General features: G+C 61.5%; 27 protein-coding genes. 17 read left to right on the plus strand and 10 right to left on the minus strand.

What is annotated here, in order from left to right:
• Window positions 1-6 precede the first annotated feature (6 nt).
• From ACA057_RS08115 to phnP, 14 genes are all read left to right on the plus strand, one after another.
• The gene (locus ACA057_RS08115) at window positions 7-411 is read left to right on the plus strand and encodes a hypothetical protein (protein WP_497347335.1); all 405 of its coding nucleotides are present in this window, start codon (window positions 7-9) and stop codon (window positions 409-411) included.
• Window positions 412-715: 304 nt separating this feature from the next.
• Window positions 716-1,549 carry a phosphonate ABC transporter ATP-binding protein gene (gene phnC, locus ACA057_RS08120; protein ID WP_497347337.1) on the plus strand — a complete coding sequence of 278 codons (834 nt, stop codon included), beginning with the start codon at window positions 716-718 and terminating at the stop codon, window positions 1,547-1,549.
• Window positions 1,550-1,591: 42 nt separating this feature from the next.
• Window positions 1,592-2,608, plus strand: coding sequence for a phosphonate ABC transporter substrate-binding protein (gene phnD / locus ACA057_RS08125; RefSeq protein WP_497347339.1), 1,017 nt, complete (start codon window positions 1,592-1,594; stop codon window positions 2,606-2,608).
• Window positions 2,609-2,779: 171 nt separating this feature from the next.
• Complete coding sequence (gene phnE / locus ACA057_RS08130) at window positions 2,780-3,562, plus strand: phosphonate ABC transporter, permease protein PhnE (protein ID WP_497347341.1); 783 nt, start codon at window positions 2,780-2,782, stop codon at window positions 3,560-3,562.
• Window positions 3,563-3,599: 37 nt separating this feature from the next.
• Window positions 3,600-4,304: a phosphonate metabolism transcriptional regulator PhnF gene (gene phnF / locus ACA057_RS08135; protein ID WP_497347343.1), complete on the plus strand. Its 705-nt coding sequence runs from the start codon at window positions 3,600-3,602 to the stop codon at window positions 4,302-4,304.
• 11 nt (window positions 4,305-4,315) lie between these two features.
• The gene (gene phnG, locus ACA057_RS08140) at window positions 4,316-4,765 is read left to right on the plus strand and encodes a phosphonate C-P lyase system protein PhnG (RefSeq protein ID WP_497347345.1); all 450 of its coding nucleotides are present in this window, start codon (window positions 4,316-4,318) and stop codon (window positions 4,763-4,765) included.
• Window positions 4,765-5,355: a phosphonate C-P lyase system protein PhnH gene (phnH, locus tag ACA057_RS08145; RefSeq protein ID WP_497347347.1), complete on the plus strand. Its 591-nt coding sequence runs from the start codon at window positions 4,765-4,767 to the stop codon at window positions 5,353-5,355. The genes phnG and phnH overlap by 1 nt, the downstream gene beginning before the upstream one ends.
• Window positions 5,355-6,431 carry a carbon-phosphorus lyase complex subunit gene (locus tag ACA057_RS08150; protein WP_497347349.1) on the plus strand — a complete coding sequence of 359 codons (1,077 nt, stop codon included), beginning with the start codon at window positions 5,355-5,357 and terminating at the stop codon, window positions 6,429-6,431. Before phnH ends, ACA057_RS08150 begins: the two co-directional genes overlap by 1 nt.
• Before the next feature lie 13 nt (window positions 6,432-6,444).
• Entirely contained in the window at window positions 6,445-7,311 is an 867-nt protein-coding gene (locus ACA057_RS08155) for an alpha-D-ribose 1-methylphosphonate 5-phosphate C-P-lyase PhnJ (protein ID WP_497349838.1), read from the plus strand.
• On the plus strand, window positions 7,308-8,117 hold the full coding sequence (gene phnK, locus ACA057_RS08160; protein WP_059407523.1) for a phosphonate C-P lyase system protein PhnK: 810 nt from the start codon (window positions 7,308-7,310) through the stop codon (window positions 8,115-8,117). Before ACA057_RS08155 ends, phnK begins: the two co-directional genes overlap by 4 nt.
• Window positions 8,118-8,145: 28 nt before the next feature.
• On the plus strand, window positions 8,146-8,865 hold the full coding sequence (phnL, locus tag ACA057_RS08165) for a phosphonate C-P lyase system protein PhnL (protein WP_497347351.1): 720 nt from the start codon (window positions 8,146-8,148) through the stop codon (window positions 8,863-8,865).
• Window positions 8,855-10,000, plus strand: a complete 1,146-nt coding sequence (locus tag ACA057_RS08170; protein ID WP_497347353.1) for an alpha-D-ribose 1-methylphosphonate 5-triphosphate diphosphatase — start codon at window positions 8,855-8,857, stop codon at window positions 9,998-10,000. The genes phnL and ACA057_RS08170 overlap by 11 nt, the downstream gene beginning before the upstream one ends.
• Complete coding sequence (gene phnN / locus ACA057_RS08175; protein WP_497347355.1) at window positions 10,000-10,569, plus strand: phosphonate metabolism protein/1,5-bisphosphokinase (PRPP-forming) PhnN; 570 nt, start codon at window positions 10,000-10,002, stop codon at window positions 10,567-10,569. The genes ACA057_RS08170 and phnN overlap by 1 nt, the downstream gene beginning before the upstream one ends.
• A complete protein-coding gene (phnP, locus tag ACA057_RS08180; RefSeq protein ID WP_497347357.1) occupies window positions 10,560-11,309 on the plus strand; it encodes a phosphonate metabolism protein PhnP in 750 nt (249 codons plus the stop codon). The genes phnN and phnP overlap by 10 nt, the downstream gene beginning before the upstream one ends.
• 17 nt (window positions 11,310-11,326) lie before the next feature.
• Here phnP and ACA057_RS08185 read toward each other — a convergent pair whose 3' ends face one another.
• Complete coding sequence (locus ACA057_RS08185) at window positions 11,327-12,214, minus strand: LysR family transcriptional regulator (RefSeq protein WP_497347359.1); 888 nt, start codon at window positions 12,212-12,214, stop codon at window positions 11,327-11,329.
• Between the two features lie 263 nt (window positions 12,215-12,477).
• Here ACA057_RS08185 and ACA057_RS08190 point away from each other — a divergent pair, with 263 nt between their 5' ends.
• Both ACA057_RS08190 and ACA057_RS08195 read left to right on the plus strand, forming a co-directional pair.
• Window positions 12,478-12,690 (plus strand): type II toxin-antitoxin system HicA family toxin, encoded by a 213-nt coding sequence (locus ACA057_RS08190; protein ID WP_497347361.1) that lies wholly within the window; start codon window positions 12,478-12,480, stop codon window positions 12,688-12,690.
• Complete coding sequence (locus ACA057_RS08195) at window positions 12,690-13,094, plus strand: type II toxin-antitoxin system HicB family antitoxin (RefSeq protein ID WP_497347363.1); 405 nt, start codon at window positions 12,690-12,692, stop codon at window positions 13,092-13,094. Before ACA057_RS08190 ends, ACA057_RS08195 begins: the two co-directional genes overlap by 1 nt.
• Window positions 13,095-13,191: 97 nt before the next feature.
• On the opposite strand, the gene ACA057_RS08200 is transcribed toward ACA057_RS08195, so the two are convergent.
• A complete protein-coding gene (locus ACA057_RS08200; RefSeq protein ID WP_497347365.1) occupies window positions 13,192-14,397 on the minus strand; it encodes an MFS transporter in 1,206 nt (401 codons plus the stop codon).
• A 234-nt stretch (window positions 14,398-14,631) separates the two neighbouring features.
• On the opposite strand from ACA057_RS08200, the gene ACA057_RS08205 reads away from it, so the two are divergent.
• The gene (locus ACA057_RS08205; protein WP_497347367.1) at window positions 14,632-15,261 is read left to right on the plus strand and encodes a hypothetical protein; all 630 of its coding nucleotides are present in this window, start codon (window positions 14,632-14,634) and stop codon (window positions 15,259-15,261) included.
• A gap of 186 nt (window positions 15,262-15,447) precedes the next feature.
• Here ACA057_RS08205 and ACA057_RS08210 read toward each other — a convergent pair whose 3' ends face one another.
• The 8 genes from ACA057_RS08210 to gcl form a co-directional block, all read right to left on the minus strand.
• Window positions 15,448-16,446 (minus strand): sulfate ABC transporter substrate-binding protein, encoded by a 999-nt coding sequence (locus tag ACA057_RS08210; protein WP_401358405.1) that lies wholly within the window; start codon window positions 16,444-16,446, stop codon window positions 15,448-15,450.
• A 92-nt stretch (window positions 16,447-16,538) separates the two neighbouring features.
• A complete protein-coding gene (locus ACA057_RS08215; protein WP_497347369.1) occupies window positions 16,539-17,363 on the minus strand; it encodes an ion transporter in 825 nt (274 codons plus the stop codon).
• 21 nt (window positions 17,364-17,384) lie between these two features.
• The gene (locus tag ACA057_RS08220) at window positions 17,385-18,299 is read right to left on the minus strand and encodes an urea transporter (protein ID WP_497347371.1); all 915 of its coding nucleotides are present in this window, start codon (window positions 18,297-18,299) and stop codon (window positions 17,385-17,387) included.
• A 115-nt stretch (window positions 18,300-18,414) separates the two neighbouring features.
• Window positions 18,415-19,830, minus strand: a complete 1,416-nt coding sequence (pyk, locus tag ACA057_RS08225; protein ID WP_497347373.1) for a pyruvate kinase — start codon at window positions 19,828-19,830, stop codon at window positions 18,415-18,417.
• On the minus strand, window positions 19,820-21,100 hold the full coding sequence (locus ACA057_RS08230; RefSeq protein WP_497347375.1) for a glycerate kinase type-2 family protein: 1,281 nt from the start codon (window positions 21,098-21,100) through the stop codon (window positions 19,820-19,822). Before ACA057_RS08230 ends, pyk begins: the two co-directional genes overlap by 11 nt.
• Before the next feature lie 151 nt (window positions 21,101-21,251).
• The gene (locus ACA057_RS08235) at window positions 21,252-22,145 is read right to left on the minus strand and encodes a 2-hydroxy-3-oxopropionate reductase (protein ID WP_497347377.1); all 894 of its coding nucleotides are present in this window, start codon (window positions 22,143-22,145) and stop codon (window positions 21,252-21,254) included.
• A 154-nt stretch (window positions 22,146-22,299) separates the two neighbouring features.
• The gene (gene hyi / locus ACA057_RS08240) at window positions 22,300-23,082 is read right to left on the minus strand and encodes a hydroxypyruvate isomerase (protein ID WP_497347379.1); all 783 of its coding nucleotides are present in this window, start codon (window positions 23,080-23,082) and stop codon (window positions 22,300-22,302) included.
• A gap of 137 nt (window positions 23,083-23,219) precedes the next feature.
• Window positions 23,220-24,995 carry a glyoxylate carboligase gene (gene gcl / locus ACA057_RS08245; RefSeq protein WP_497347381.1) on the minus strand — a complete coding sequence of 592 codons (1,776 nt, stop codon included), beginning with the start codon at window positions 24,993-24,995 and terminating at the stop codon, window positions 23,220-23,222.
• Window positions 24,996-25,134 lie beyond the last annotated feature (139 nt).

A 25,134-nucleotide genomic window follows, 5' to 3' on the forward strand; every position in this document is an offset into this window, starting at 1 on the left:
GCCACCATGACCGCCATCGCTCGTATCACCCTGCTCAGTCTGGTTTTGGGGCTGAGCGCTTGTGCGGTCCAGCGACCCGAGCCGACGTCGCTGCCGCCGATCCCGCCGTCGCAGCCCAAGCCCACGCCGTCGACGTCACCGACGCCGAGCAAACCGAGCATTCCGGCCAAGCCTGCCAAACCGTTGCCGCGCACGTCGGCCAGCTTCGCGCCGCCACCGGGTGGTGATAGTCATTGGGATCCGAAGCTCGGTGTGTATGTGCTGGAGGGTCAACCGAACACGTTCTACCGCCAGCGGACTTACTACCGCTGGGATAATGGCTGGAGCCGGTCGATCAGTCCTGACGGGCCATGGGAAGAGACGGATATCCATGGCGTGCCGGGTGGGTTGGGGCGGCAGTTCGGGCAGTGACGCAAAGGCGACCTTCGGGTCGCCTTTTTTGTGGGCGCGGGGATCGTCGTTGAACCCTGTTAAAACGCGTCATCGTTGACGACCATCGCGAGCAGGCTCGCTCCCACAGGGATCGCCAGTGAACCCAAAATCGTGAAAATCCTGGATTGGTTGCGGGACCGATTCGGCTCAACCTTTCACAAAACCTTCATCAAATAGTTATTCCAGCGACTTGTGCGAGTCATAGGGCTGACACAGCCCGTGCCTAAAGTCGGTTGAACTTCAAAGCGGCCATGGACGGCTGTTCAACCAGACAGAGAAGCCCATGAACGCAGCTATCCATGTCGATCATCTGAACAAGACCTTTGCGCGTAAAAGCGCACTGGTCGACCTCGAACTCACCATCGCTACCGGTGAGATGGTCGCGCTGATTGGCGCTTCCGGCTCCGGCAAGTCCACCTTGTTGCGCCACCTCGCGGGCCTGGCCTGTTGCGATCGCAACAACGGCGGCAGCGTCAAGGTGCTCGGGCGTGAAGTGCAGGCGTCCGGCCGGCTGAACGGCAAAGTCCGCCGCTTGCGCGCCGACATCGGCTACATCTTCCAGCAGTTCAACCTGGTCAACCGCCTCAGCGTACTCGACAACGTCCTGCTCGGTTGCCTGGGCCGCATGCCGCGCTGGCGTGGCAATTTGAGCCTGTTCAATGCCGAAGAAAAACAGTTCGCCATGGCGTCGCTGGATCGCGTCGGCCTGGCCGATCTGGCGGCGCAGCGGGCATCGACCTTGTCCGGTGGTCAGCAACAACGAGTGGCAATTGCCCGGGCCCTGACCCAGCGCGCCGAAGTGATTCTGGCCGACGAACCCATCGCCTCCCTCGACCCGGAATCAGCCCGCAAGGTCATGGAAATCCTCGCCGACATCAACCGCCGCGACGGCAAGACAGTGGTAGTCACCCTGCATCAAGTCGATTACGCCACACGATATTGCCCCCGCGCCGTGGCGCTCAAGGGCGGACGGATTCATTTCGACGGCCTCGCGGCTGACCTGAGCAGCCAGTTCCTCAACGATTTGTACGGTGCCGACATCGACACCAGCCTGATGTTTTCCGACCAGACCCGCCGCGCCGAACCCGCCCCCCGATTGGTGCTGGCTCGCGTGTGAACACCCTCTTTTTCCTATAGCGCACCCCAAGGAATCCTTTCCATGTTGAACCGTATCGGTCGCGTTTTTGCTGGCGCCGCATTGCTCGCCAGTTGCGTACTGGGCACCGCCCAGGCTGAAGAAAAAGCCATCAACTTCGGCATCATGTCCACCGAATCCTCGCAGAACCTGAAGAGCATCTGGCAGCCGTTTCTCGATGACATGCAGAAGAAAACCGGCCTGAAGATCAACGCCACCTTCGCCTCGGACTATGCCGGGTTGATCCAGGGCATGCGCTTCAACAAGGTCGATGTGGCCTGGCTGGGCAACAAGGCTGCCATGGAAGCGGTGGACCGTTCCAACGGCGAGATCTTCGCCCAGACCGCCGCCGCCAACGGCGCCGCCGGTTACTGGAGCGTGCTGATCGTGCGCAAGGACAGCCCGATCAATTCCGTGGAAGACATGCTCAAGAACGCCAAGTCCCTGACCTTCGGCAACGGTGATCCGAACTCGACGTCCGGCTACCTGGTGCCGGGCTATTACGTGTTCGCCAAGAACGGCGTCGATGCGGCCACCGCGTTCAAGCGCACCCTCAACTCCAGCCATGAGGTCAACGCCTTGAGCGTGGCCAAAGGGCAACTGGATGTCGCGACCTTCAACACCGAAAGCTGGGACCGTCTGGAAGTTACCCAGCCGGACAAGGCTGCACTGCTCAAGGTGATCTGGAAGTCGCCGCTGATCCCCGCCGACCCACTGGTGTGGAGCAAGGCCCTGAGCGACAGCGAGAAGACCAAGATCCGCGATTTCATCTTCAACTACGGCAACACCGACGCCGAAAAAGCCGTGCTCGCGGGCATGCAGCTGGGCAAGTTCCTCAAGTCCAGCGACGACCAGCTATTGCCAATCCGTCAGCTTGAGCTGTTCAAACAGCGCACCACCCTCAGTGCCGACACCAAGCTTGAAGCGGCCGACAAAGCCAAGCGCCTGGCCGATATCGATGCCGAACTGGCCAAGCTGCAAGAGCGCCTGACCTTGCTCGAGAAGACCAGCGACAAAAAGACTGCGGCCAACGCCGGCTGATTCACCACAGAGCAACTGTAGGAGCGAGCCTGCTCGCGATGGCGTCGCGTCAGTCAGCATCAATGTTGAATGTGAAACCGCTATCGCGAGCAGGCTCGCTCCCACAGGGTTTTTGCTCAAGGCATCACTCATGTGTCGCGTCTCAATGAACTGCTTCTTTAGAGAAATCCTATGACCACTCTGCACGCTGAAGCTGTCGGCAAGCGCACCTGGCCGCAGTACGCCGGTTGGGGCATGTTCCTGGTCCTGCTGGCCTGGGCCTGGCACGGCGCCGAGATGAACCCGATGGCGCTGTACCGCGACTCCGGCAACATGGCGACTTTCGCCGCCGATTTCTTCCCGCCAGACTTCCACGAATGGCGCTCCTACCTCAAGGAAATGATCGTCACCGTACAAATTGCCCTGTGGGGCACGGTGTTGGCGATTGTCTGCTCGATCCCCCTGGGGATTCTCTGCTCGGAAAACATCACCCCTTGGTGGATCCACCAACCGCTGCGTCGGGTGATGGACGCCTTCCGTTCGATCAACGAAATGGTCTTCGCCATGTTGTTCGTCGTCGCTGTCGGCCTGGGCCCATTCGCCGGGGTACTGGCGCTGTGGATCAGCACCACCGGCGTACTCGCCAAGCTGTTCGCCGAAGCTGTCGAGGCGATCGATCCGGGCCCGGTTGAAGGGGTTCGCGCCACCGGTGCCAGCGCTCTGCAAGAAGTGATCTACGGGGTGATTCCGCAAGTGATGCCGCTGTGGGTGTCCTACGCGCTCTACCGTTTCGAGGCCAACGTGCGCTCGGCAACGGTGGTGGGGATGGTCGGTGCCGGCGGCATCGGGGTGATTCTCTGGGAGAACATTCGCGCCTTCCAGTTTGTTCAGACCTGTGCGGTCTTGCTGGTGATCATCGTGGTCGTGAGCCTGATCGACATCCTCTCGCAACGCCTGCGCAAGCAGTTCATCTGAATTTCGGAGGGGTGCCCCTGGGCGCTTTTTTTTAAGCATGCAGTTGTCTAGACAAGATGAGCCGGTGTACCGCGAATTGGCCGACATCCTGCGCCGTGAACTGGCCGATTATCAGGCCGGGGACTTCCTGCCGGCAGAAGTGCAGTTGGCCGAACGCTTCGGCGTCAACCGCCATACCTTGCGCCGCGCCATCGATGAGCTGGTGTTCGAAGGCAGCCTGTTGCGCCGCCAGGGCAAAGGCACGCAAGTGCTGGAGCGCCCGCTGATTTACCCCATGGCCGCCGACAGCGCCTACAGCCAGTCGTTGTCGGCTCAGGGGTTGGGCGTCGAAGCGGTGCTGCTCAAGCGCCGTTACTGCTTCGCCAGCCGCGAAGAAGCGCAGCACCTGGGGCTTGTCGAAATGGCGCCAATGATCGAATTGCAGACCCTGCGCAAGCTCGATCACCAACCGGTCAGCCTGATCCGCCATCGCTACTGCGCCAGCCGCGCGCCGCTGCTGGCGGACTACACCGGCGGCTCATTGCGCCAGTACCTGAGCGAACGCGACATGCCGCTGACCCGCACATTGAGTCTGATCGGCGCCCGTTTGCCCAGCCGCGAAGAAGCCGCGTTGCTGATGATGCCCCGGCATTTGCCGGCGCTGAGCGTATTCACCCTTTCCCGCGACCGCGACGGTCATCCGGTGGAGCTGGCCCAGTCCACCAGCCGTTCGGATCGCTTCCAGTATCAGGTCGTCACTTGATGGAGATCTTAATGAACAACCTTGCTCCTCACGCCGAGCGGCAACACTGGATCGGCGTGCTCGCCCGCGCCCGTCGCAGTGAATTGCAGCCCCACGAAGCCGCACTGCGAGACGTCGAATACCAACTGATCCGCGCCCCGGAAATCGGCATGACTCTGGTCCGTGGTCGCATGGGCGGCAACGGTGCGCCGTTCAACGTTGGCGAAATGAGCGTGACCCGTTGCGTGGTGCGCCTGGCCGATGGCCGTACCGGCTACAGCTACCTGGCGGGGCGCGACAAGGTCCACGCCGAACTGGCTGCCCTGGCCGACGCGCATTTGCAAGGCACGCAACAGCGCCATTGGCTCGATGCAGTGATCACGCCGCTGGCCAAGGCCCAGGCCGAACGCCGGGCGCAAAAAGAGGCGGACACCGCCGCCACCAAAGTCGAATTCTTCACCCTCGTGCGAGGAGAAAACTGATGAGCGCACAGTTGTTGCAACCGGCGTTTACCGACCCGGTGCTGGAGGCCCAACGCAGTTTTCGCGCGGCACTCAAGGCCTTCGCCGGCCCCGGTTTGATCCAGACCTTGCACGCCACGCCGAGCCTTGAAGGCTTGGCGCCAGCGACCTACGCGTTGTGCCTGGCCTTGCTGGATGTCGACACGCCGCTGTGGCTGGCTCCGTCCTTCGACACGCCGCTGATTCGCGCCAACCTGGCGTTCCACTGTGGCTGCCCGCTGACCGCCAATCGCGAAGACGCGCGGTTCGCCTTGCTCACGGCCGAGGACCTGCTCGACCTCAGCGGCTTCGACCCTGGCAACGACCGCTACCCCGATCAGTCCTGCACCTTGCTGGTTCAGCTGCCGAGCCTCGACGGCGGGGCAGGGCTGGCGTGGCGTGGGCCAGGGATCGAAACCGAGCACGGCGTTGCGCTGCCGGTGGCCGAAGGCTTCTGGCGTGAGCGTGAACAGCGCAACGAATTCCCTCGCGGGCTGGACCTGTTATTCGCCGCCGGCCAAGACCTGATCGGCCTGCCACGCAGCACCCGCATCGCACAGGAGCGTGTCTGATGTACGTAGCCGTCAAGGGTGGCGAACAAGCCATCGACAATGCCCACCGTCTGCTGGCGAAAAAACGCCGGGGCGACACCTCGATCACTGAACTGAGCGTCGAGCAGATCCGTCAGCAACTGCCGCTGGCCGTGGCGCGGGTGATGAGCGAAGGCTCGCTGTACGACGAAGAACTGGCTGCGCTGGCGATCAAGCAAGCGGCGGGCGATCTGGTCGAGGCGATCTTCCTGCTGCGCGCCTATCGCACCACGTTGCCGCGTTTCAGCCCGAGCCTGCCGATCGACACGTCGAGCATGCAACTCAGCCGCCGTCTGTCCGCTACGTTCAAAGACGTGCCGGGCGGCCAGTTGCTGGGGCCAACTTTCGATTACACCCATCGCCTGCTGGACTTTGCACTGCTCGCCGAAGGCGAATACCCGGGGCCGCACACCACCCCGAACGCCAGCCTCGAACCGTGCCCTCGGGTCCTCGGTTTGTTGGCCAAGGAAGGCTTGATCAAGAACGAATCCGACAGCAGCGACACGGTGGCGGACATCACCCGCGATCCGCTGGAACTGCCGGCCAGTCGCGCCCAGCGCTTGCAGGCACTGGCCCGTGGCGATGAAGGTTTTCTGCTGGCGCTGGGGTATTCGACCCAACGCGGATATGGCCGCAACCACCCGTTCGCCGGGGAAATTCGCATCGGTGAAGTCGAGGTCTGGATCGATCCTGAAGAGCTGGGTTTCCCGATCAATCTGGGCAGCATCGAAGTCACCGAGTGCGAGATGGTCAACCAGTTTGTCGGCTCGGCCACCGAACTGGCGCAGTTCACGCGCGGCTATGGCCTGGCCTTCGGGCATGCCGAACGCAAGGCCATGGGCATGGCGCTGGTCGACCGCGCACTGCGCGCCAAGGAGTTCAACGAAGAGATCGAGTCCCCGGCGCAGCAGGAAGAATTCGTGCTGATGCACTGCGACAACGTCGAGGCTGCCGGGTTTGTCTCGCACCTCAAATTACCTCACTACGTGGACTTCCAGGCCGAACTGGAACTGATCCGCAAACTGCGCAAACCCGCCGAGGCCAACAGCCATGAATGACCTGAGCCACTCCATGACGGGCGGGGCACCGGTGCGCGACGCCGCGTACAACTTCGCCTACCTCGACGAGCAGACCAAACGGATGATCCGCCGCGCCTTGCTCAAGGCCGTGGCGATCCCCGGTTATCAGGTGCCGTTCGGCGGGCGCGAGATGCCGTTACCTTACGGCTGGGGCACCGGCGGCATGCAATTGACCGCGGCGATTCTCGGGGCTGACGATGTGCTCAAAGTTATCGACCAGGGCGCCGACGACACCACCAACGCCGTGTCGATTCGCCGCTTCTTCGCGCGCACCGCAGGCGTCGCGACCACCGAAAGCACCCCGGACGCCACGGTGATCCAGACCCGCCACCGCATCCCGGAAACGCCGCTGCACGCCGATCAGATCATGGTCTATCAGGTGCCGATCCCGGAGCCGCTGCGCTTTATCGAACCGTCGGAAACCGAGACCCGGACCATGCACGCGCTCAATGATTACGGGGTCATGCACGTCAAACTCTACGAAGACATCGCCACCTTCGGACACATCGCCACCGCCTACGCCTACCCGGTGATGGTCGATGAGCGCTACGTGATGGACCCGTCGCCGATCCCCAAATTCGACAACCCGAAACTCGACATGAGCCCGGCGTTGATGCTGTTCGGCGCCGGTCGCGAGAAGCGTCTGTACGCTGTACCGCCGTACACCAAAGTCACCAGCCTCGACTTCGAGGATCACCCCTTCGAAGCGCAGCAGTGGGACGAGTGTTGCGCCATTTGTGGCAGCCACGATTCGTTTCTCGACGAGCTGATCATCGACGACGCCGGGACCCAGAGTTTTGTCTGTTCCGACACCTATTACTGCGCCCAGCGCGTCAGCCAGCAGGAGCAGGGCCAATGAATCAGGCGCTGAAAAACGATCTGTCCACCGCGACGGCCGAACCCATGCTGCGAGTGCGCGACCTGTCGTTGTTGTACGGCCCGGAGAAGGGTTGCCAAGGCGTGAGTTTTGATCTGTATCCCGGTGAAGTATTGGGAATTGTCGGTGAGTCCGGTTCGGGCAAATCGACCTTGCTCTCGTTGCTCAGCGGACGCTTGCCACCCCAGCGCGGCAGCATCGGCTATCGCGGCAAGGACGGCGCGTGGCTCGACCTCTACAGCGCGAGCGAAGCCGAACGCCGGACCTTGTTGCGCACCGAATGGGGCTTCGTCGAACAGAACCCTCGCGACGGTTTACGCATGGGCGTGTCCGCCGGCGCCAACATCGGCGAACGCTTGATGGCCCAAGGCGTACGTAATTATCAGCAACTGCGCGGGGCGGGGATCGACTGGCTGAGCCAGGTGGAAATCGACCCGCTGCGCATTGACGATTTGCCACGAACCTTCTCCGGCGGCATGCAACAACGCCTGCAAATCGCCCGCAATCTGGTGTCGAGCCCGCGCCTGGTGTTCATGGACGAACCGACGGGCGGCCTCGACGTGTCGGTGCAAGCCCGTTTGCTCGACCTGCTGCGCGGGTTGGTGCGTGAGCTGGACCTGGCGGTGGTGATCGTCACCCACGACCTGGCCGTGGCCCGCTTGCTGGCGGATCGGTTGATGGTGATGCGTCGCTCGCGGGTGGTGGAAACCGGCCTGACCGACCAGATCCTCGACGATCCGCAACACCCTTACTCGCAACTGCTGGTGTCTTCGGTGTTGCAGCCGTGAATCCCCGCCCCTCTGTGGAATACGAGCGATGAATACCTTGATCGAGGTCCGTGACCTCTCGAAAACCTTCACCCTGCATCAACACAATGGCGTGGTCCTGAACGTGCTGCGCGGGGTGAATTTCAGTGTGCAAGCCGGCGAATGCCTGGTGCTGCATGGCCAGTCCGGTGCCGGTAAAAGTACCTTGTTGCGTACTCTTTACGGCAACTATCTGCCAGCGGGCGGCAGCATCCGCGTGCAGGATCAGGGCCGTTGGCTGGAGCTGGTGGGCGCCGAGCCCCGGGACATTCTTCAGGTGCGCAAGCAGACGCTGGGCTATGTCAGTCAGTTTCTGCGGGTGATCCCGCGCGTGGCGTGTCTGGATGTAGTGATGGAGCCGGCGCTGGCTCGCGGCTGGTCCAGGTCGCTGGCGCAATCGCGCGCCGAGTTATTGCTGAGTCGACTGAATATTCCTCAACGTTTGTGGCCATTGGCGCCCGGCACCTTCTCCGGTGGCGAGCAGCAGCGGGTCAACATCGCCCGTGGCTTCATGGTGGCCTGGCCGGTGATGTTGCTGGACGAACCCACCGCTTCCCTCGACGAGACCAATCGCCAGGTGGTGCTGGAACTGATGAATGAAGCAAAAGAGGCGGGTGCCGCGTTAATCGGCATTTTCCATGACCGCGCTGCCCGTGAGGCGGTTGCCGATCGCCATTTCGACATGACCCCTGCTGCCGTGAACAACGAGGAATACGCCGATGCCCGCTGAACAGATCCTCAGCAATGCCCGACTGGTCACCGCTGACCGCGTGTTTCTCGGCACCCTGGTGCTGCGTGAAGGCTTGATCGCCGACATCGCCGAAGGCCCGAGCCGGTTGCCTCAGGCGCAAGACCTCAACGGTGATTTCCTGCTACCGGGTTTGGTGGAATTGCACACCGACAACCTCGAACGCCACATGACCCCGCGCCCCGGCGTGGACTGGCCGTCGACCTCGGCGGTGCTCAGCCACGACGCGCAAATCATCGCGGCCGGCATCACCACGGTGTTCGATGCGGTGTCCATCGGCGATGTGAACCCCAAGGGCAATCGCATGCAGAAATTGCCGGCGATGCTGGAGGCAATTTCCGGCGCATCCGACGCCGGGCTGACCCGCGCCGAGCACCGTCTGCACCTGCGTTGCGAGCTCTGCCACCCCGACACCCTGAGCGTGTTCCGGGATCTGGTGGAGCATCCGCTGGTGCAACTGGTGTCGGTGATGGACCACTCGCCGGGCCAGCGTCAATTCGTTCTGGAGTCCAAGTACCGTGAGTACTACATGGGCAAGTACCACCTGAGCACGGCGCTGATGGATGAATTCATCGTCCTGCAGAAGGCCAACTCCCGCGAGTACAGCACCCGCTATCGCGCGGCGATTGTCGAACATTGCCTGGCGCGTGGTCTGTCGGTGGCCAGTCATGACGATGCAACCCTGGAGCACGTCGAAGAGTCGGCGCGCTACGGCATGACCATCGCCGAATTCCCGACCACGATTGAGGCGGCGCGCGGCTGCCAGCAAGTGGGCATGAGCGTGCTGATGGGCGCACCGAACATCGTTCGCGGCGGTTCTCACTCGGGTAACGTCGCCGCCGCAGACTTGGCCGCTGAAGGGTTGCTGGATATTCTTTCCAGCGACTACTACCCGGCGAGTCTGCTGCAAGCGGCGTTTGCTTTGGCGGCCCTGGACAATCAGTGCGACCTGGCCGAAGCAGTGCGCATGGTCACGTTGGCACCGGCCCGAGCGGCAGGGTTGAGTGATCGCGGCGAGATTGCTGTCGGCTTGCGCGCGGATCTGCTGCAAGCCAAAACTCAAGACGGATTGCCGGTGGTGCAACAAGTCTGGCGACAAGCGAAGAGGGTGTTTTGATGGCGGGCAGGTTGATCTATCTCATCGGCCCTTCGGGCTCGGGCAAAGACAGCCTGCTCGATGCCGCGCGAACGCGGTTGGACGAACGCGGTTGCCGCATTGTGCGGCGGGTCATCACGCGTTCGGCGGAAGCCGTCGGGGAGGCGGCGCTGGGCGTCAGTGCGCAACAGTTCGCCGAGATGGAGGCTCGGGGTGCGTTTGCCCTGAGCTGGCACGCCAATGGTCTGGCGTATGGCATCCCTCGCGAAATTGACGATTGGCTGGCAGCGGGGCAGGACGTGCTGGTCAATGGTTCGCGCGGCCATCTGCCGGCCACTCGTCTGCGTTATCCGAACGTGCTGGTGGTGTTGCTTTCCGTGGATCAAGCCGTGTTGCGTCAGCGCTTGCTGGCGCGGGGGCGTGAATCCGTCGCCGAGGTTGAGGCGCGGCTGGCGCGCAATGTGCGTTTCAGTGAGCGCCTGCTCGAAGGCAATGATCCGGCGTTGTGCCTGATCGACAACTCCGGGCCGCTGCAGTACACCGTCGAAACGCTACTGGCCTGCGTCGACGGGCAAGCCGTATGCGCCTGACATTACTGGGCACCGGTGACGCCCGGCAGGTGCCGGTCTACGGCTGCGAGTGCGCGGCCTGCAACCTGGCCCGCACCGATGAACGCCGCAAGCGCCGCCCGTGCAGCGCGTTGATCGAATGCGGCGATCAACGCTGGCTGATCGACAGCGGCCTGCCCGACCTGACCGAACGCTTCCCGCCGCGCAGCTTCAACGGCATTTTCCAGACCCACTACCACGCCGATCATGCCCAGGGTTTGCTGCACCTGCGCTGGGGCCAGGGCTTGGTGATTCCGGTGCACGGCCCGGTGGACCCGGAAGGCCTGGCCGATCTCTACAAACATCCCGGTATTCTCGATTTCAGCCAACCGTTCAGCGCCTTCGAAACCCGACTGTTCGGCACGCTCAGCGTCACGGCGTTGCCGCTGCAACACTCAAAACCGACCCTTGGTTACCTGCTGGAAGGCGAGGGACGACGGATCGCGTACCTGACCGACACCGTTGGCCTGCCGCCAGCCACAACAGCCCGGTTGCAACGCGAACCGCTGGATCTGCTGGTCATCGATTGCTCGATACCGCCGCAGGCACAGACGCCACGCAACCACAACGACCTGAACCTGGCGTTGCGCTGTATCGAGGAGCTGCATCCGGCGTTGGCGGTGCTGACGCATGTCGGGCATACGCTGGATGCGTGGTTGATGCAGCACCGCAGTGAGCTGCCGGGGAATGTCAGGGTTGGATTTGATGGGTGGGTGCTTTAGGCGCTGAAAGAATTGAATCAGCTCTTCTGAGCCAACAACCCCTGCACATACTCCACAAACGCCCGCGCCTTCGCGCTGGCCATTCTTCCGGTCGGAAACACCGCCCACAGGTCCTGATTGGCCAGCGTCCAGTCCGTCATTACTGCCCTGACGTCACCGTTGGCCAACTCCGGCGCGAACATCCATTCGGACGCCAGGGTCAGCCCCTGATGGGCCAACACGGCTGCACGCAGACCTTCGGCGGCGTTGACGCGGATCTTGCCGCTGACGATGACTGACTGCTCTTCGCTGGCCTTCTGGAACTGCCAATGGGCACCGCCGCCCAGGGAATAAACGACTGCTTGATGTTTACTCAGATCGGCAGGGCAACCGGGTTCGCCGTGTTTTTCGAAGTAGGCAGGCGTCCCCAGTACCACGCGCCGGCATTCGGCAATCTTGCGGGCAGTGAGGCCTGAATCGCTTTGCGCGCCCATCCGCAGGGCAACATCGACGCCTTCTTCCACCAGATTGACGTTGCGATCATCCAGCATCAGGTCGATGTTCAGCTGCGGGTTCTGCTCGAGAAACGGCCCCAGGTGCGGAACGATGTGCAGCCGGCCGAAGGTCACGGCGGCGCAGATGCGCAGGGTGCCGGTCAGGCCGCTGGCGGCACCGCGAGCGGCATTGTCGGCCTCATCGGCTTCTTCGATGGCACGCTTGGCCCGTTCGAAAAACGCCAGGCCGGCTTCGGTGGGCGTCAGGCCACGGGTGGAGCGCAACAGCAGCCGAACCGCCAGCCGTGTTTCCAGTTGCGCGATGGTTTTCGACACGGCGGGCTGGCCGATATTCAGGCGTCGTGCGGCGGCGGAAAACGAACCGGTTTCCACCACGTAGACGAAGGTTTCCATTGCGGCCAGGCGGTCCATCCAAAGTCCTTGTGTAAATCTGATGGCTGTCGGAGATCAATTGTGGGAGCGATGTTGTCAGCGTTAGCGGCGAATCGCATCCAGCATCGCAGCAGGCTCCGGCCGTTGAGTGTAATCCGGGTTGACCTCGGCGTAACGAATCACGCCGGGCGCGGCCCTAATCACACTCTGTAAAACAACCGAGCGTCGTAATCCGGATTTTTGTGCTTGAGTAAAGATAACTCTAGGGTTACTTTTATTAGGCCGGAGCAAGGAGGCTGGTGGTGCAGAGCAGGTTATTGATCAAGGAACTGATAGAGGCGGGCTGGACGCTGGATAGGGTCACTGGCAGTCATCACATCTTCACTCACCGTTACAACCCCTACACGATTCCCGTTCCCCATCCGAAAAAGGATTTGCCGATCGGGACGGTCAAAAGCATCAGGAGGCGAGCCGGGCTTTACTGCCCGCAAGCCAGTTACGCAGGAGATCCATAATGCAATATCCAATCTGTATCGAGTGGGGCGACGAGAACACCGCCATCGGTATTCAGATCCCCGATATCCCTGGCGCGGTTACGGCCGGCGATACCTTTGAAGATGCCTACAACGCGGCGGTGGAAATCGCCCACATCATGCTGCAAGAGATGACGGCTGACGGGGAGCCGATTCCCATGCCGACGTCTGCGGCTGCGCACCGTGGCAATCCAGAGTTTGCCGAGATGGGCTGGGGAATGCTGGAGCTGGACATCTCGCCCTATATGGGCAAGACCGAGAAGGTCAATGTGACACTGCCGGGGTACGTGATTCAGCGCATTGACCGGTATGTGCGCGAGCACAATGTCAAAAGCCGCTCATCCTTTCTGGCGGATGCGGCGATGGAGAAGTTGGTTCGGCATTGAGTGGCATCAGTCATATCGCCTTCGCGGGCAAGCCCGCTCCCACAGGTTATTCGCTAACCCTGTGGGAGCGGGCTTGCCCGCGATGCTTTTCGACGGTTCACGCGGTAGCGAGCGAACGCTTTTCCGAAACACTCAAAAACCGCAACAATGCCAACAACGGAAACGCGCTGCCGACAATCACGATCCACAACCAGCCACCATGCTCATACACCGCACTGGCTACCGAAGAACCAAACGCGCCGCCGATGAAAATGCTGGTCATGTATAGCGCATTCAGGCGGCTGCGGCTCTTGGCGTCGAGGGCGTAGACGGCGCGCTGGCCGAGGACCATGTTCATTTGCACGCAGAAGTCGAGGACCACGCCCGTCACCGCGAGGCCGATGACGCTGTAGGCCGGATGGATGAAGGCGGGCAGGAAACTCAGGCTGGCGAACAGCAGGGCCAGCAGTGACGCGATACGGGTGTGGCCGGCATCGGCGAGGCGACCGGCGATGGGCGCGGCGATGGCACCGATGGCGCCGACCAGGGCGAAGAGCGCGATCTGGGTTTGCGACAAGCCATGATTGCGCGCCAGCTCCAGCGGCACGGCGGTCCAGAACAGGCTGAACGTGGCGAACATGCAACCCTGGTAAAACGCACGCTGACGCAATACCGGTTGTTGCCGCAACAGGGTCCACAGCGACCCCAACAACTGGCCATAAGACGCGCTGTGGTCAGGCTGGCGCTTTGGAATGGTCAGGGCCAGCACGATGCTGATCGCGGCCATCAACGCCGCCGCAATGACAAACATCGCCCGCCAGCCGAAGTGGTCGGCCACTACGCTGGACACCGGGCGCGCCAGGAGAATCCCCAGCAGCAAACCGCCCATGATCCCGCCGACCACACGGCCACGCGATTCTTCCGGCGCCAGATGCGCCGCCAGCGGAATCAGGATCTGTACCGACACCGAACTGAAACCCACCAGCAACGAGATCAACAAAAACACGTTCGGCTGATCGGTAAAGGCCGCGCCCAGCAAACTGGCAATCGCCACCACGGTGGTGATGATCATCAACCGGCGGTTTTCCAGCAGATCGCCCAGCGGCACCAGAAAGAACAGACCGAGCGCATAACCAATCTGGGTCAGCGAAACGATGAAGCTCGCCATGGTGCTGGTCAGGCCGATGTCCGGCGCGATCAGGCCGATGATCGGTTGAGCGTAATAGATGTTGGCGACGATCGCGCCGCAGCAAAAGGCGAACAGCAGCACCATGCCACGGGTCATTGTCGCGGTGCCGTGGGGCACCTGGGTTGCTGGGTTCATAACGTGTCTCGCTGAACAGAAGGAATGCGCGCAGGCTAATGGGCTGACCGGAACGGCGGAAGTGGGATTGGAGTGATAGCAATCATTCCTTTGCGGAATGAGTGACGGACGTCTGTGATGCCCCTCGATGAACCTTGCGTCAAAACAGTGATGTCTGATGATACATTCACTTACATCTAATTCGATAGCGTGCTTATGTTGTCTCTTCACGATTCATTACCGGAAGGCACTTCCATGAACGCGATGTTCCGTCATCTGATTCGCGGCGCTTCAGCGCTTACCTTGATCACCTTGTTCACAGCAGGTCTCGCGCAGGCTGCTGACGCGCCAGGCACGCGCATCGGTGTGCGCGGCGAGATTACCGGCGTCAGCCCCGACGTGTTGAAGGTCCACGTCAACAGCGGCGAAAACGTGGTGATCAACTTGACCCAGGACACCAAAGTCCGCGCCGTGACCCTGGCCAATATCGAAGACATCAAACCTGGCAGCTACATCGGCTCCGCCGCCGTGCCGCAGGAGGACGGCACCCTCAAAGCCCTGGAAGTCCACGTATTCCCACCGGAACTGGCCGGCAGCGGCGACGGCCATCGACCTTTCGATCTGGCCAAGGGCAGCAGCATGACCAATGGCAGCGTCGGCGACCTGGTGGTCAGCAACGGCCGGGTGTTGACCGTCAACTACAAGGGCGGCCAGCAAAAAATCCTGGTGCCGGAGGACGTGCCGATCGTCAACCTGGTGCCGGGGGATCGCAGCTTGCTGAAAGTGGGGGTGAAGATCGTGACGTTCGTCACCCAAAGCGCTGACGGTACGCTGACCGCGCAATCCATCTCGGCCGGCAAGGACGGGGTGACACCACCGATGTAACAGCCTCAACGCAAATCCCCTGTGGGAGCGAGCCTGCTCGCGATGACGACATGTCCGTCACACCAATGTTGGATGTGCCGCCGTCATCGCGAGCAGGCTCGCTCCCACATTGGTTTTGTGTTCGGTTCGAATGTGCATAAAAAAAGGCGACCTGCTCAGGTCGCCTTTTTCATTGCAGCTCAGCGATCACTGACCGCTGTAAATCTGGTCAAAAACCCCACCATCATTGAAGTGAGTCTTCTGCACAGTCCGCCAGTCGCCAAAGGTCTTCTCTACCGACAGGAAATCAACTTTCGGGAAACGATCGGTGTACTTGGCCAGCACCGCCGGGTCACGCGGGCGCAGGTAATTCGCGGCCGCAATTTCCTGACCTTCCGGCGACCACAGGTACTTCAAATATTCCTCGGCTGCGGCACGGGTGCCTTTCTTCTCGACGACTTTGTCGACCACGGACACCGGCGGCTCTGCCTCGGCGGAAACGCTTGGGTAGATGACTTCGAACTGATCGCGACCAAACTCACGGGCAATCATTTCCGCTTCGTTTTCGAAGGTCACCAGCACGTCGCCGATCTGGTTGGTCATGAAGGTGGTGGTGGCTGCGCGGCCGCCGGTGTCCAGCACGGGCGCTTGTTTGAACAGCTTGCCGACGAAGGCTTTGGCCTTGTTCTCGTCGCCGCCATTCTTCAGCACATAACCCCAGGCCGAGAGGTAGGTGTAGCGGCCGTTGCCCGAGGTTTTCGGGTTCGGCACGATCACCTGCACGCCGTCCTTGAGCAGGTCCGGCCAGTCTTTCAGGGCTTTCGGGTTGCCTTTACGAACGATGAACACCGTCGCCGAAGTGAACGGCGCGCTGTTGTTCGGCAGGCGCGTGACCCAATTGTCCGGGACCAGTTTGCCGTTGTCCGCCAGGGCGTTGATGTCGGTGGCCATGTTCATGGTGATGACATCAGCCGGCAAGCCATCGATCACCGAACGCGCCTGTTTGCTGGAGCCGCCGAAGGACATCTGCAAGGTGATGTTTTCGTTGTGCTCGGCTTGCCAGTGTTTCTGGAACGCAGTGTTGTAGTCCTTGTAGAAATCGCGCATCACGTCATAGGAAACGTTGAGCAACGTCGGTGCGGCCTGAGCCACGCTGGTCAGTGCCAGGCCAGCGGCCAGAAGTGAGGCGCCAAAGAGTTTTTTCACTGCGAATTCCTTGTTCTATTTAAAAATGAGGCAATTTGCCAGCGACTATAACTGGGCTCGCATAGTCCTTTAAAGATTAAAAAGCACTTTGCTTATTCCAGTTTCTTGAACAGTGCATTGCCGCAACGGGAACAAAATGCCGCCCCATGTTCGTGGCTGTTCTTCTTGCACACCGGGCAGTCGTGTTGCAGCTGTTCACCGCGCATGGCGTTGGCCAGTTCGGCGGTGAAGATGCCCGTCGGCACGGCGATGATCGAGTAACCGGTGATCATCACCAGCGACGAAATCACCTGGCCTAAAGGCGTCTTGGGCACGATGTCGCCAAAGCCCACGGTGGTCAGCGTCACGATGGCCCAGTAGATGCCTTTGGGAATGCTGGTAAAGCCGTGTTCCGGGCCTTCGATCACATACATCAGGGTGCCGAACACCGTGACCAGCGTGCAGACGCTGACCAGGAACACCACGATTTTCTGCTTGCTGCCGCGCAACGCCGCCATCAAGTAATTGGCTTGCTTGAGGTACGGGCTGAGCTTGAGCACGCGGAAAATCCGCAGCATCCGAATGATCCGGATGATCAGCAAATATTGCGCATCGGCGTAATACAGCGCGAGGATGCCGGGCACGATGGCCAGCAAATCCACCAGCCCGTAAAAGCTGAACGCGTAGCGCAACGGCTTGGGCGAACAGTACAGGCGCAGGCCATATTCGATGGCGAAAATGACGGTGAAGCCCCATTCGATGTACGCCAGCACGTTGGCGTAGTTCTGGTGAACGCTGTCGATGCTGTCGAGCATCACGATCACAATGCTGGCGAGGATGATCAACAGCAGAATGCCGTCGAAGCGCCGCCCGGCCTTGGTGTCGCTCTGAAACACCATGACGTAAAGCTCTTCACGCCAGTTTTTGCTGCTATCCATGGAAAACGCCTGAACCGAGAATCAGCGAAGCCTAGGTTGATTCTCCCCGGTAGCGCAAGGCGCATTGGCGCCCGTGGCGTTACCGAGTATTTGAACAGCCGTGCGGATCAGCCAGCAGGCGAGGATGAACGGCGCGGTCAGCGTGGGCAGGCCGATGGCGGCAAACATCGGCGTCAGCCACAGTGCGAAGGCAATGCCGACCAGTGGCAGCCACGGCTGCTGGCGCTGAGAGCTGAAGGCCAGGGCGGCGAGTACGGCGTTATAGCCACCCAGACCGAGCAATGCACTGTAGAAATCGTGGTGCAGCAGGCTCCAGCTCATGCCCGCGACAGACGCGAACAACGCCCAGCAGAATGCACGGCGATCAGCGATCAGCAAACCGGCGGCAATCATCGCACCGGCCAGCGGATGACCGAGAAACATTACCTGGCCGACGCCTTTGAAGGGGGCGGCGAGCATGTTCAGCGTGTTGATTTCGATCAAGTGCGCCTGTGTCGAGGGCGTGGCGAAGCACAGCAGCAACCAGCTCAGCCCTACGAATGGCGTGGTGTAGGCGGGGAGGTATTGGCTGATTCGGGCGCGCTTGAGCCACTGTTGGGTGAGCATCGCACTCAGGCCACCTGCGGCCAGAATCAGCGGCGGCATCATCGCCGACCAGGGGAAATACAGGCTCAGCAGCAGGCCGAGCAACACGCCGTTGTAGCTGAACAACCCTGCCTGACGATCAGCCTTGGCATAGTTGCGGCGTTGCGCGGTGAGCAACCCGGCGACACCGCCGAGCAATGCACCGCCCAATAAGGCGGGCGCGGTAAACAGGATGGCGCTGAGGCACAGCAGGCCGCACAGCGGATTACGCTGGAGGAATATTTGACTGAAGCCGTTAAGCAAAGCTTCCGCCCAGTCGGGGCAATGGGTGTTGAAATGGTTGGCAGGCATTTTTATCAATATCAGGGGGACCGTGTCATCGTTCTTCGCGGGCAAGCCTCGCTCCTACTGGGATAGCGTATTTCTGTAGGAGCGAGGCTTGCCCGCGAAGGGGCCGGTGAGAGCGCTAAATCAACGTCTCGATGCGCAAGGAGTTAGTCGACCCCGGCTGCCCAAACGGCACACCTGCGGTGATCAACAATGTGTCGCCACGCTGCGCCATGCCCTGAGCCTGGGCGATCTCCAGCGCCGTCGAACACACCTCATCCACTTGCCGCAGGCGATCGTTGACCACCGAGTGCACGCCCCACGCCACCGTCAAGCGGCGAGCGGTCTGCAGGTTCGGCGTCAGGTTCAGGATCGGCACCGTCGGCCGTTCTCGCGCAGCACGCAAACTCGAGGTGCCGGACTCGCTGTAGTTCACCAGCACCGCCACCGGCAGCACATTGCTGATACGACGAATCGCGCAGCTGATGGCATCGGAAACAGTGGCCTCGGCTTTCGGCCGACTCACGTCCAGTTGCGCCTGGTAGTCCGGGCCGTTTTCCACCTGGCGGATGATCTTGCTCATCATCTGCACGGCTTCCAGCGGGTACTCGCCGGACGCGGTTTCCGCCGACAGCATCACCGCATCGGCACCTTCGGCCACGGCGTTGGCCACGTCGGTGACCTCGGCACGAGTCGGGGCCGGGGAGAAGCGCATCGACTCGAGCATCTGCGTCGCCACCACCACCGGTTTGCCGAGCTCGCGGCACGTGCTGATAATGTTTTTCTGAATCTGCGGCACGCTTTCGGCTGGGACTTCCACGCCCAGATCACCGCGCGCGACCATGATCGCATCGCTCAACTCGGCGATCTCGCGCAACTGCGTCACCGCCGAGGGCTTCTCGATTTTCGCCATCAAGAATGCTTTGTCACCGATCAGTTCACGCGCCTCGCGAATGTCTTCCGGACGCTGCACGAACGACAACGCGACCCAGTCCACGCCGAGTTCCAGACCGAAGCTCAAGTCGCGACGATCCTTGGCCGTCAGCGGGCTCAACTCCAGCACCGCTTGCGGCACGTTCACGCCTTTGCGGTCGGACAGTTCGCCGCCATTGAGCACCGTGGTGTCGATGGCGTCGACGTACTTGGTGATCACCCGCAGGCGCAGCTTGCCGTCGTCCAGCAGCAGGTCCATGCCCGGCTCCAGTGCGGCGATGATCTCCGGGTGGGGCAGATTGACCCGGCGCTCATCACCCGGCGTAGGATCCAGGTCCAGGCGAAAAGCCTGGCCGCGATGCAACTGCACTTTGCCTTGGGCGAACTTGCCGACCCGCAGTTTCGGGCCCTGCAGGTCCATCAGAATCCCCAGCGGATAATTCAGCTGGCGCTCGACTTCGCGAATCCACTGATAACGCTGCGCATGGTCGGCGTGATCGCCGTGGCTGAAGTTCAGCCGAAAAATGTTGACCCCGGCTTGCACCAGCTCACGAATGTCTTCGATCCCGTCGATGGCCGGGCCGAGGGTGGCGAGGATTTTGACCTTTTTATCAGGCGTCATTTTTTGTGCTCTCGAGAATCAGGATGGCGCGGAAGTCGTTGACGTTGGTGCGAGTCGGTTCGGTGACGATAAGGGCGTCCAGCGCCTCGAAATAGCCGTAGCCATTGTTGTTGTCGAGTTCATCGCTGGCGCTCAGACCGAGGGCGGCGGCGCGGGCGTAGCTGTCCGGGGTCATGATCGCGCCGGCATTGTCTTCGGAGCCGTCGATGCCGTCGGTATCACCGGCCAGCGCGTAGACGCCGGGCAGGCCTTTGAGGCTGTCGGTCAAGCTCAGGAGGAATTCGGCGTTGCGTCCGCCACGACCATTGCCGCGCACGGTGACGGTGGTTTCGCCACCGGAGAGGATCACGCACGGCGCCGCCAAAGGCTGACCGTGCAGCACAACCTGACGCGCGATGCCGGCGTGGACCTTGGCCACCTCGCGGGATTCGCCTTCCAGGTCGCCGAGGATCAGCGGACTGAAACCCGCCTGGCGGGCTTTCACCGCAGCGGCTTCAAGCGACTGCTGTGGGCGGGCGATCAATTGGAAATGACTGCGCGCCAGGCTCGGATCGCCGGGTTTGACGGTTTCCGATTCCGGGCTTTGCAACCAGTTGCGCACCGAAGCCGGGACTTCAATGTTGTAGCGCTTGAGGATCGCCAGGGCTTCGGCGGAAGTGCTCGGGTCGGCCACGGTGGGGCCGGAAGCGATGACGGTCGCGAGGTCGCCCGGCACATCGGAAATCGCGTAGGTATACACAGTGGCAGGCCAGCAGGCTTTGCCGAGACGGCCGCCCTTGATCGCCGAGAGGTGCTTGCGCACGCAGTTCATCTCGCCGATGGTCGCGCCGGATTTGAGCAGGGCTTTGTTGATTGATTGCTTGTCGGCCAGGGTGATGCCTTCGGCCGGAAGCGCAAGCAGGGCAGAGCCACCACCTGAGAGCAGGAAGATCACACGGTCGTCTTCGGTCAAGTTACTGACCAGTTCCAAGACGCGCTTGGCAACGGCTTGTCCGGCCGCATCGGGCACCGGGTGAGCCGCTTCGACCACTTCGATTTTTTCGCACGGGGCGCCGTGACCGTAACGCGTCACGACCAGACCGGACACGTCACCCTGCCAGCAACGCTCGACCACCTGAGCCATGGCCGCCGCGGCTTTGCCGGCCCCGATGACGATCACCCGACCGCTGCGATCTTTAGGCAAATGGGCTTCGAGGACGTGCTGCGGATGGGCGGCGTCGATGGCTGTGGCGAACAGCTCGCGCAGGAATTGTTGCGGATCGACCGACATGGCGGGCTCCCGGAATTCTTGTTATTGGGGGTGGAGCAACTCGGGGTCCTTGTGGGAGCCAGCCTGCTGGCGATTCAGGCGCAGAGGTCTATCAGACACACCGCGTCGATTTCATCGCTAGCAGGCTAGCTCCCACAGGTTCAGTCAGGGCTTAGTGCTTATCGCGAATCGAGAAATTCGCCATGTGTTCCAGGCCCTTGATCAGTGCCGAGTGGTCCCAGTTGCTGCCACCGATGGCCGCGCAGGTGCTGAACACCTGCTGGGCATTGGCGGTGTTCGGCAGGTTGATGTTGAGCTCCTTGGCGCCTTGCAGGGCCAGGTTCAGGTCCTTCTGGTGCAGGCTGATGCGGAAGCCTGGGTCGAAGGTGCCCTTGATCATGCGTTCGCCGTGCACTTCGAGGATCTTCGACGAAGCGAAACCGCCCATCAGCGCTTCACGCACCTTGGCTGGATCGGCACCGTTTTTCGCCGCGAACAACAGGGCTTCGGCCACGGCCTGGATGTTCAGCGCAACGATGATCTGGTTCGCCACTTTCGCGGTCTGACCGTCGCCGTTACCACCGACCAGGGTGATGTTCTTGCCCATGGCCTGGAACAGCGGCAGCGCGCGTTCGAAGGCGTCTGCATCGCCGCCGACCATGATGCTCAGGGTCGCCGCCTTGGCACCGACTTCACCGCCGGACACCGGCGCGTCGAGGTACTGCGCGCCTTTCTCGTTGATCTTGGCCGCGAAGGCTTTGGTGGCGGTAGGCGAAATCGAGCTCATGTCGATGACGATTTTGCCTTTGCCAACACCCGCCGCAATGCCGTCGGCGCGGAACAGCACGTCGTCGACCTGTGGGGTATCCGGGACCATGACGATGATGAATTCGGCTTCTTGCGCGACTTCTTTCGGGTTCGCCAGCGCGACGGCGCCAGCGGCGATCAGGTCGGCCGGGGCAGCGTCGTGGTGCGCCGACAGGAACAGGCTGTGACCGGCTTTCTGCAGGTTCAACGCCATTGGGTGGCCCATGATGCCGGTGCCGATAAATCCGATTTTAGCCATGAGAAAATCCTCTTGTTTTTGTTGCTGCTTCAAGCAAATAGGAGAACTGCTTTTGGTGGGAGCGGGCTTGCTCGCGAAAGCGGTATGACATTCAGCGTCCGTGTCGACTGACACACCGCTTTCGCGAGCAAGCCCGCTCCCACAGGGATCTGTGTCAGATCGCGTTATGGGTTTTCAGCCAGCCCAAACCCGCTTCCGTGGTGGTCAGCGGCTTGTACTCACAGCCAACCCAACCCTGATAACCGATGCGGTCCAGGTGTTCGAACAGGAAGCGGTAGTTGATTTCACCGGTGCCCGGTTCGTTGCGTCCTGGGTTATCCGCCAATTGCACATGATTGATTTCGCTCAGGTGCGATTGCAGGGTGCGGGCCAGGTCGCCCTCCATGATTTGCATGTGGTAGATGTCGTATTGCAGGAACAGGTTGGCGCTGCCGACCTGTTCGCGAATCGACAGGGCTTGCGCCGTGTTGTTCAGGTAGAAACCCGGAATGTCGCGGGTGTTGATCGCTTCCATCACCAGTTTGATGCCCGCCGCTTGCAGCTTGTCGGCGGCGTACTTGAGGTTGGCGACGAAGGTTTTTTCCACGCTGGCAGCGTCGACGCCTTGTGGACGGATGCCGGCCAGGCAGTTGACCTGGGTGTTGCCGAGTACTTTGGCGTAAGCGATGGCCAGGTCGACCCCGGCGCGGAACTCTTCAACCCGGTCCTGCAGGCAGGCGATACCGCGTTCGCCCTTGGCCCAGTCACCGGCCGGCAGGTTGAACAGCACTTGGGTCAGACCGTTGGCGTCGAGCTTGGCTTTGATATCGGCGGAGCTGAAGTCGTAAGGGAACAGGTACTCGACACCACTGAAGCCGGCCTTGGCGGCCGCTTCGAAGCGGGCAAGAAAATCCTGCTCGGTAAACAGCATGGACAGGTTGGCTGCGAAACGCGGCATGGTGGTCTCCCGTAAAATTGTGCAGGTTCCCTGTGGGAGCCAGCCTGCTGGCGATAGCGCCAGGTCAGTCACATCAATGCTGAATGTGCCGGCCTCATCGCGAGCAGGCTCGCTCCCACAAGGAGAGCGATCAGTTGTTAATCAAGCAACGAAATCGCCGTTGGCGCGTCGTTGCCGACCAGCGCCAGGTCTTCGAATTCGTTGACGGCGTTGATCTCGGTGCCCATGGAAATGTTGGTCACGCGTTCCAGGATGATCTCGACGATCACCGGCACCTTGAACTCTTCGATCAGCTCCTGAGCCCTGCGCAAGGCAGGCTGGATCTGACCCGGTTCGAATACGCGCAGCGCCTTGCAGCCAAGGCCTTCAGCCACCGCGACGTGGTCGACACCGTAACCGTTGAGTTCCGGCGCGTTCAGGTTGTCGAAGGACAGTTGCACGCAATAATCCATGTCGAAACCGCGCTGCGCCTGACGAATCAGCCCCAGGTACGAGTTGTTCACCACCACGTGGATGTACGGCAGTTTGAACTGCGCGCCCACCGCCAATTCTTCGATCATGAACTGGAAGTCATAGTCGCCCGACAGCGCCACGACCTTGCGGGTCGGATCGGCCTTGACCACGCCCAGTGCCGCCGGAATGGTCCAGCCCAGAGGGCCGGCCTGACCGCAGTTGATCCAGTGGCGCGGCTTGTAGACGTGCAGGAACTGCGCACCGGCAATCTGCGACAGACCGATGGTGCTGACGTAGCAGGTGTCTTTGCCGAACACCTGGTTCATCTCTTCGTAAACCCGTTGCGGCTTGACCGGCACGTTGTCGAAGTGTGTCTTGCGCTGCAGGCTGGATTTGCGCTGCTGGCAGTCTTGCAGCCAGGCGCTGCGGTTTTTCAGCTTGCCGGCGGCTTGCCATTCGCGAGCGACTTCAATGAACACGGTCAGCGCGGCTGCGGCGTCGGAAACGATGCCCAGGTCCGGGGTGAACACGCGGCCGATCTGGGTCGGTTCGATGTCGACGTGAATGAATGTGCGGCCTTCGGTGTAAACGTCGATGGAACCGGTGTGACGGTTGGCCCAACGGTTACCGACACCCAGCACCAGGTCGGACTTGAGCATCGTCGCGTTGCCGTAGCGGTGCGAGGTTTGCAGGCCAACCATGCCGACCATCAACGGGTGATCGTCCGGGATGGTGCCCCAGCCCATCAGGGTCGGGACCACCGGGATACCGGTCAGCTCGGCGAACTCCACCAGCAACTCGCTGGCGTCGGCGTTGATGATGCCGCCACCGGCGACCAACAGTGGGCGCTCGGCCTGGTCGAGCATGGCCAGGGCCTTCTCGATTTGCACGCGGTTAGCAGTGGGCTTGGCCAGCGGCAGTGGCTCGTAGGCGTCGATGTCGAATTCGATTTCTGCCATCTGCACGTCGAACGGCAGGTCGATCAGCACGGGGCCTGGGCGGCCGGAGCGCATTTCATAGAAGGCTTTCTGGAACGCGTAAGGCACCTGGCCCGGTTCCATGACAGTGGTCGACCACTTGGTCACTGGCTTGACGATGGCGGTGATGTCGACTGCCTGGAAGTCTTCCTTGTGCATACGGGCGCGGGGTGCTTGCCCGGTGATGCACAGGATCGGGATCGAGTCGGCCGAGGCGCTGTAGAGCCCGGTGACCATGTCAGTACCGGCCGGGCCGGAAGTGCCGATGCACACGCCGATGTTGCCGGCCTTGGTGCGGGTGTAACCCTCGGCCATGTGCGAGGCACCTTCGACGTGGCGCGCGAGGACGTGATCGATGCCACCGACCTTCTGCAAGGCGGAGTACAGCGGGTTGATAGCGGCGCCCGGGATGCCAAAAGCGGTATCAACCCCTTCGCGGCGCATCACCAGAACGGCGGCTTCGATTGCTCTCATTTTGCTCATGGTTTTGTGCCTCTTACGTTTTGTAATTGTATACAAGTGGCTTTGCGCAGAGTGTATTCACGGCGGACGGCGCAGGTCAATCCATTTTCTCAAGCGACTGTTTCATTCGTCGGAAGCCCATTGGACTGTGGCTTTTCGT

This window comes from Pseudomonas sp. LBUM1661, from assembly GCF_059695925.1.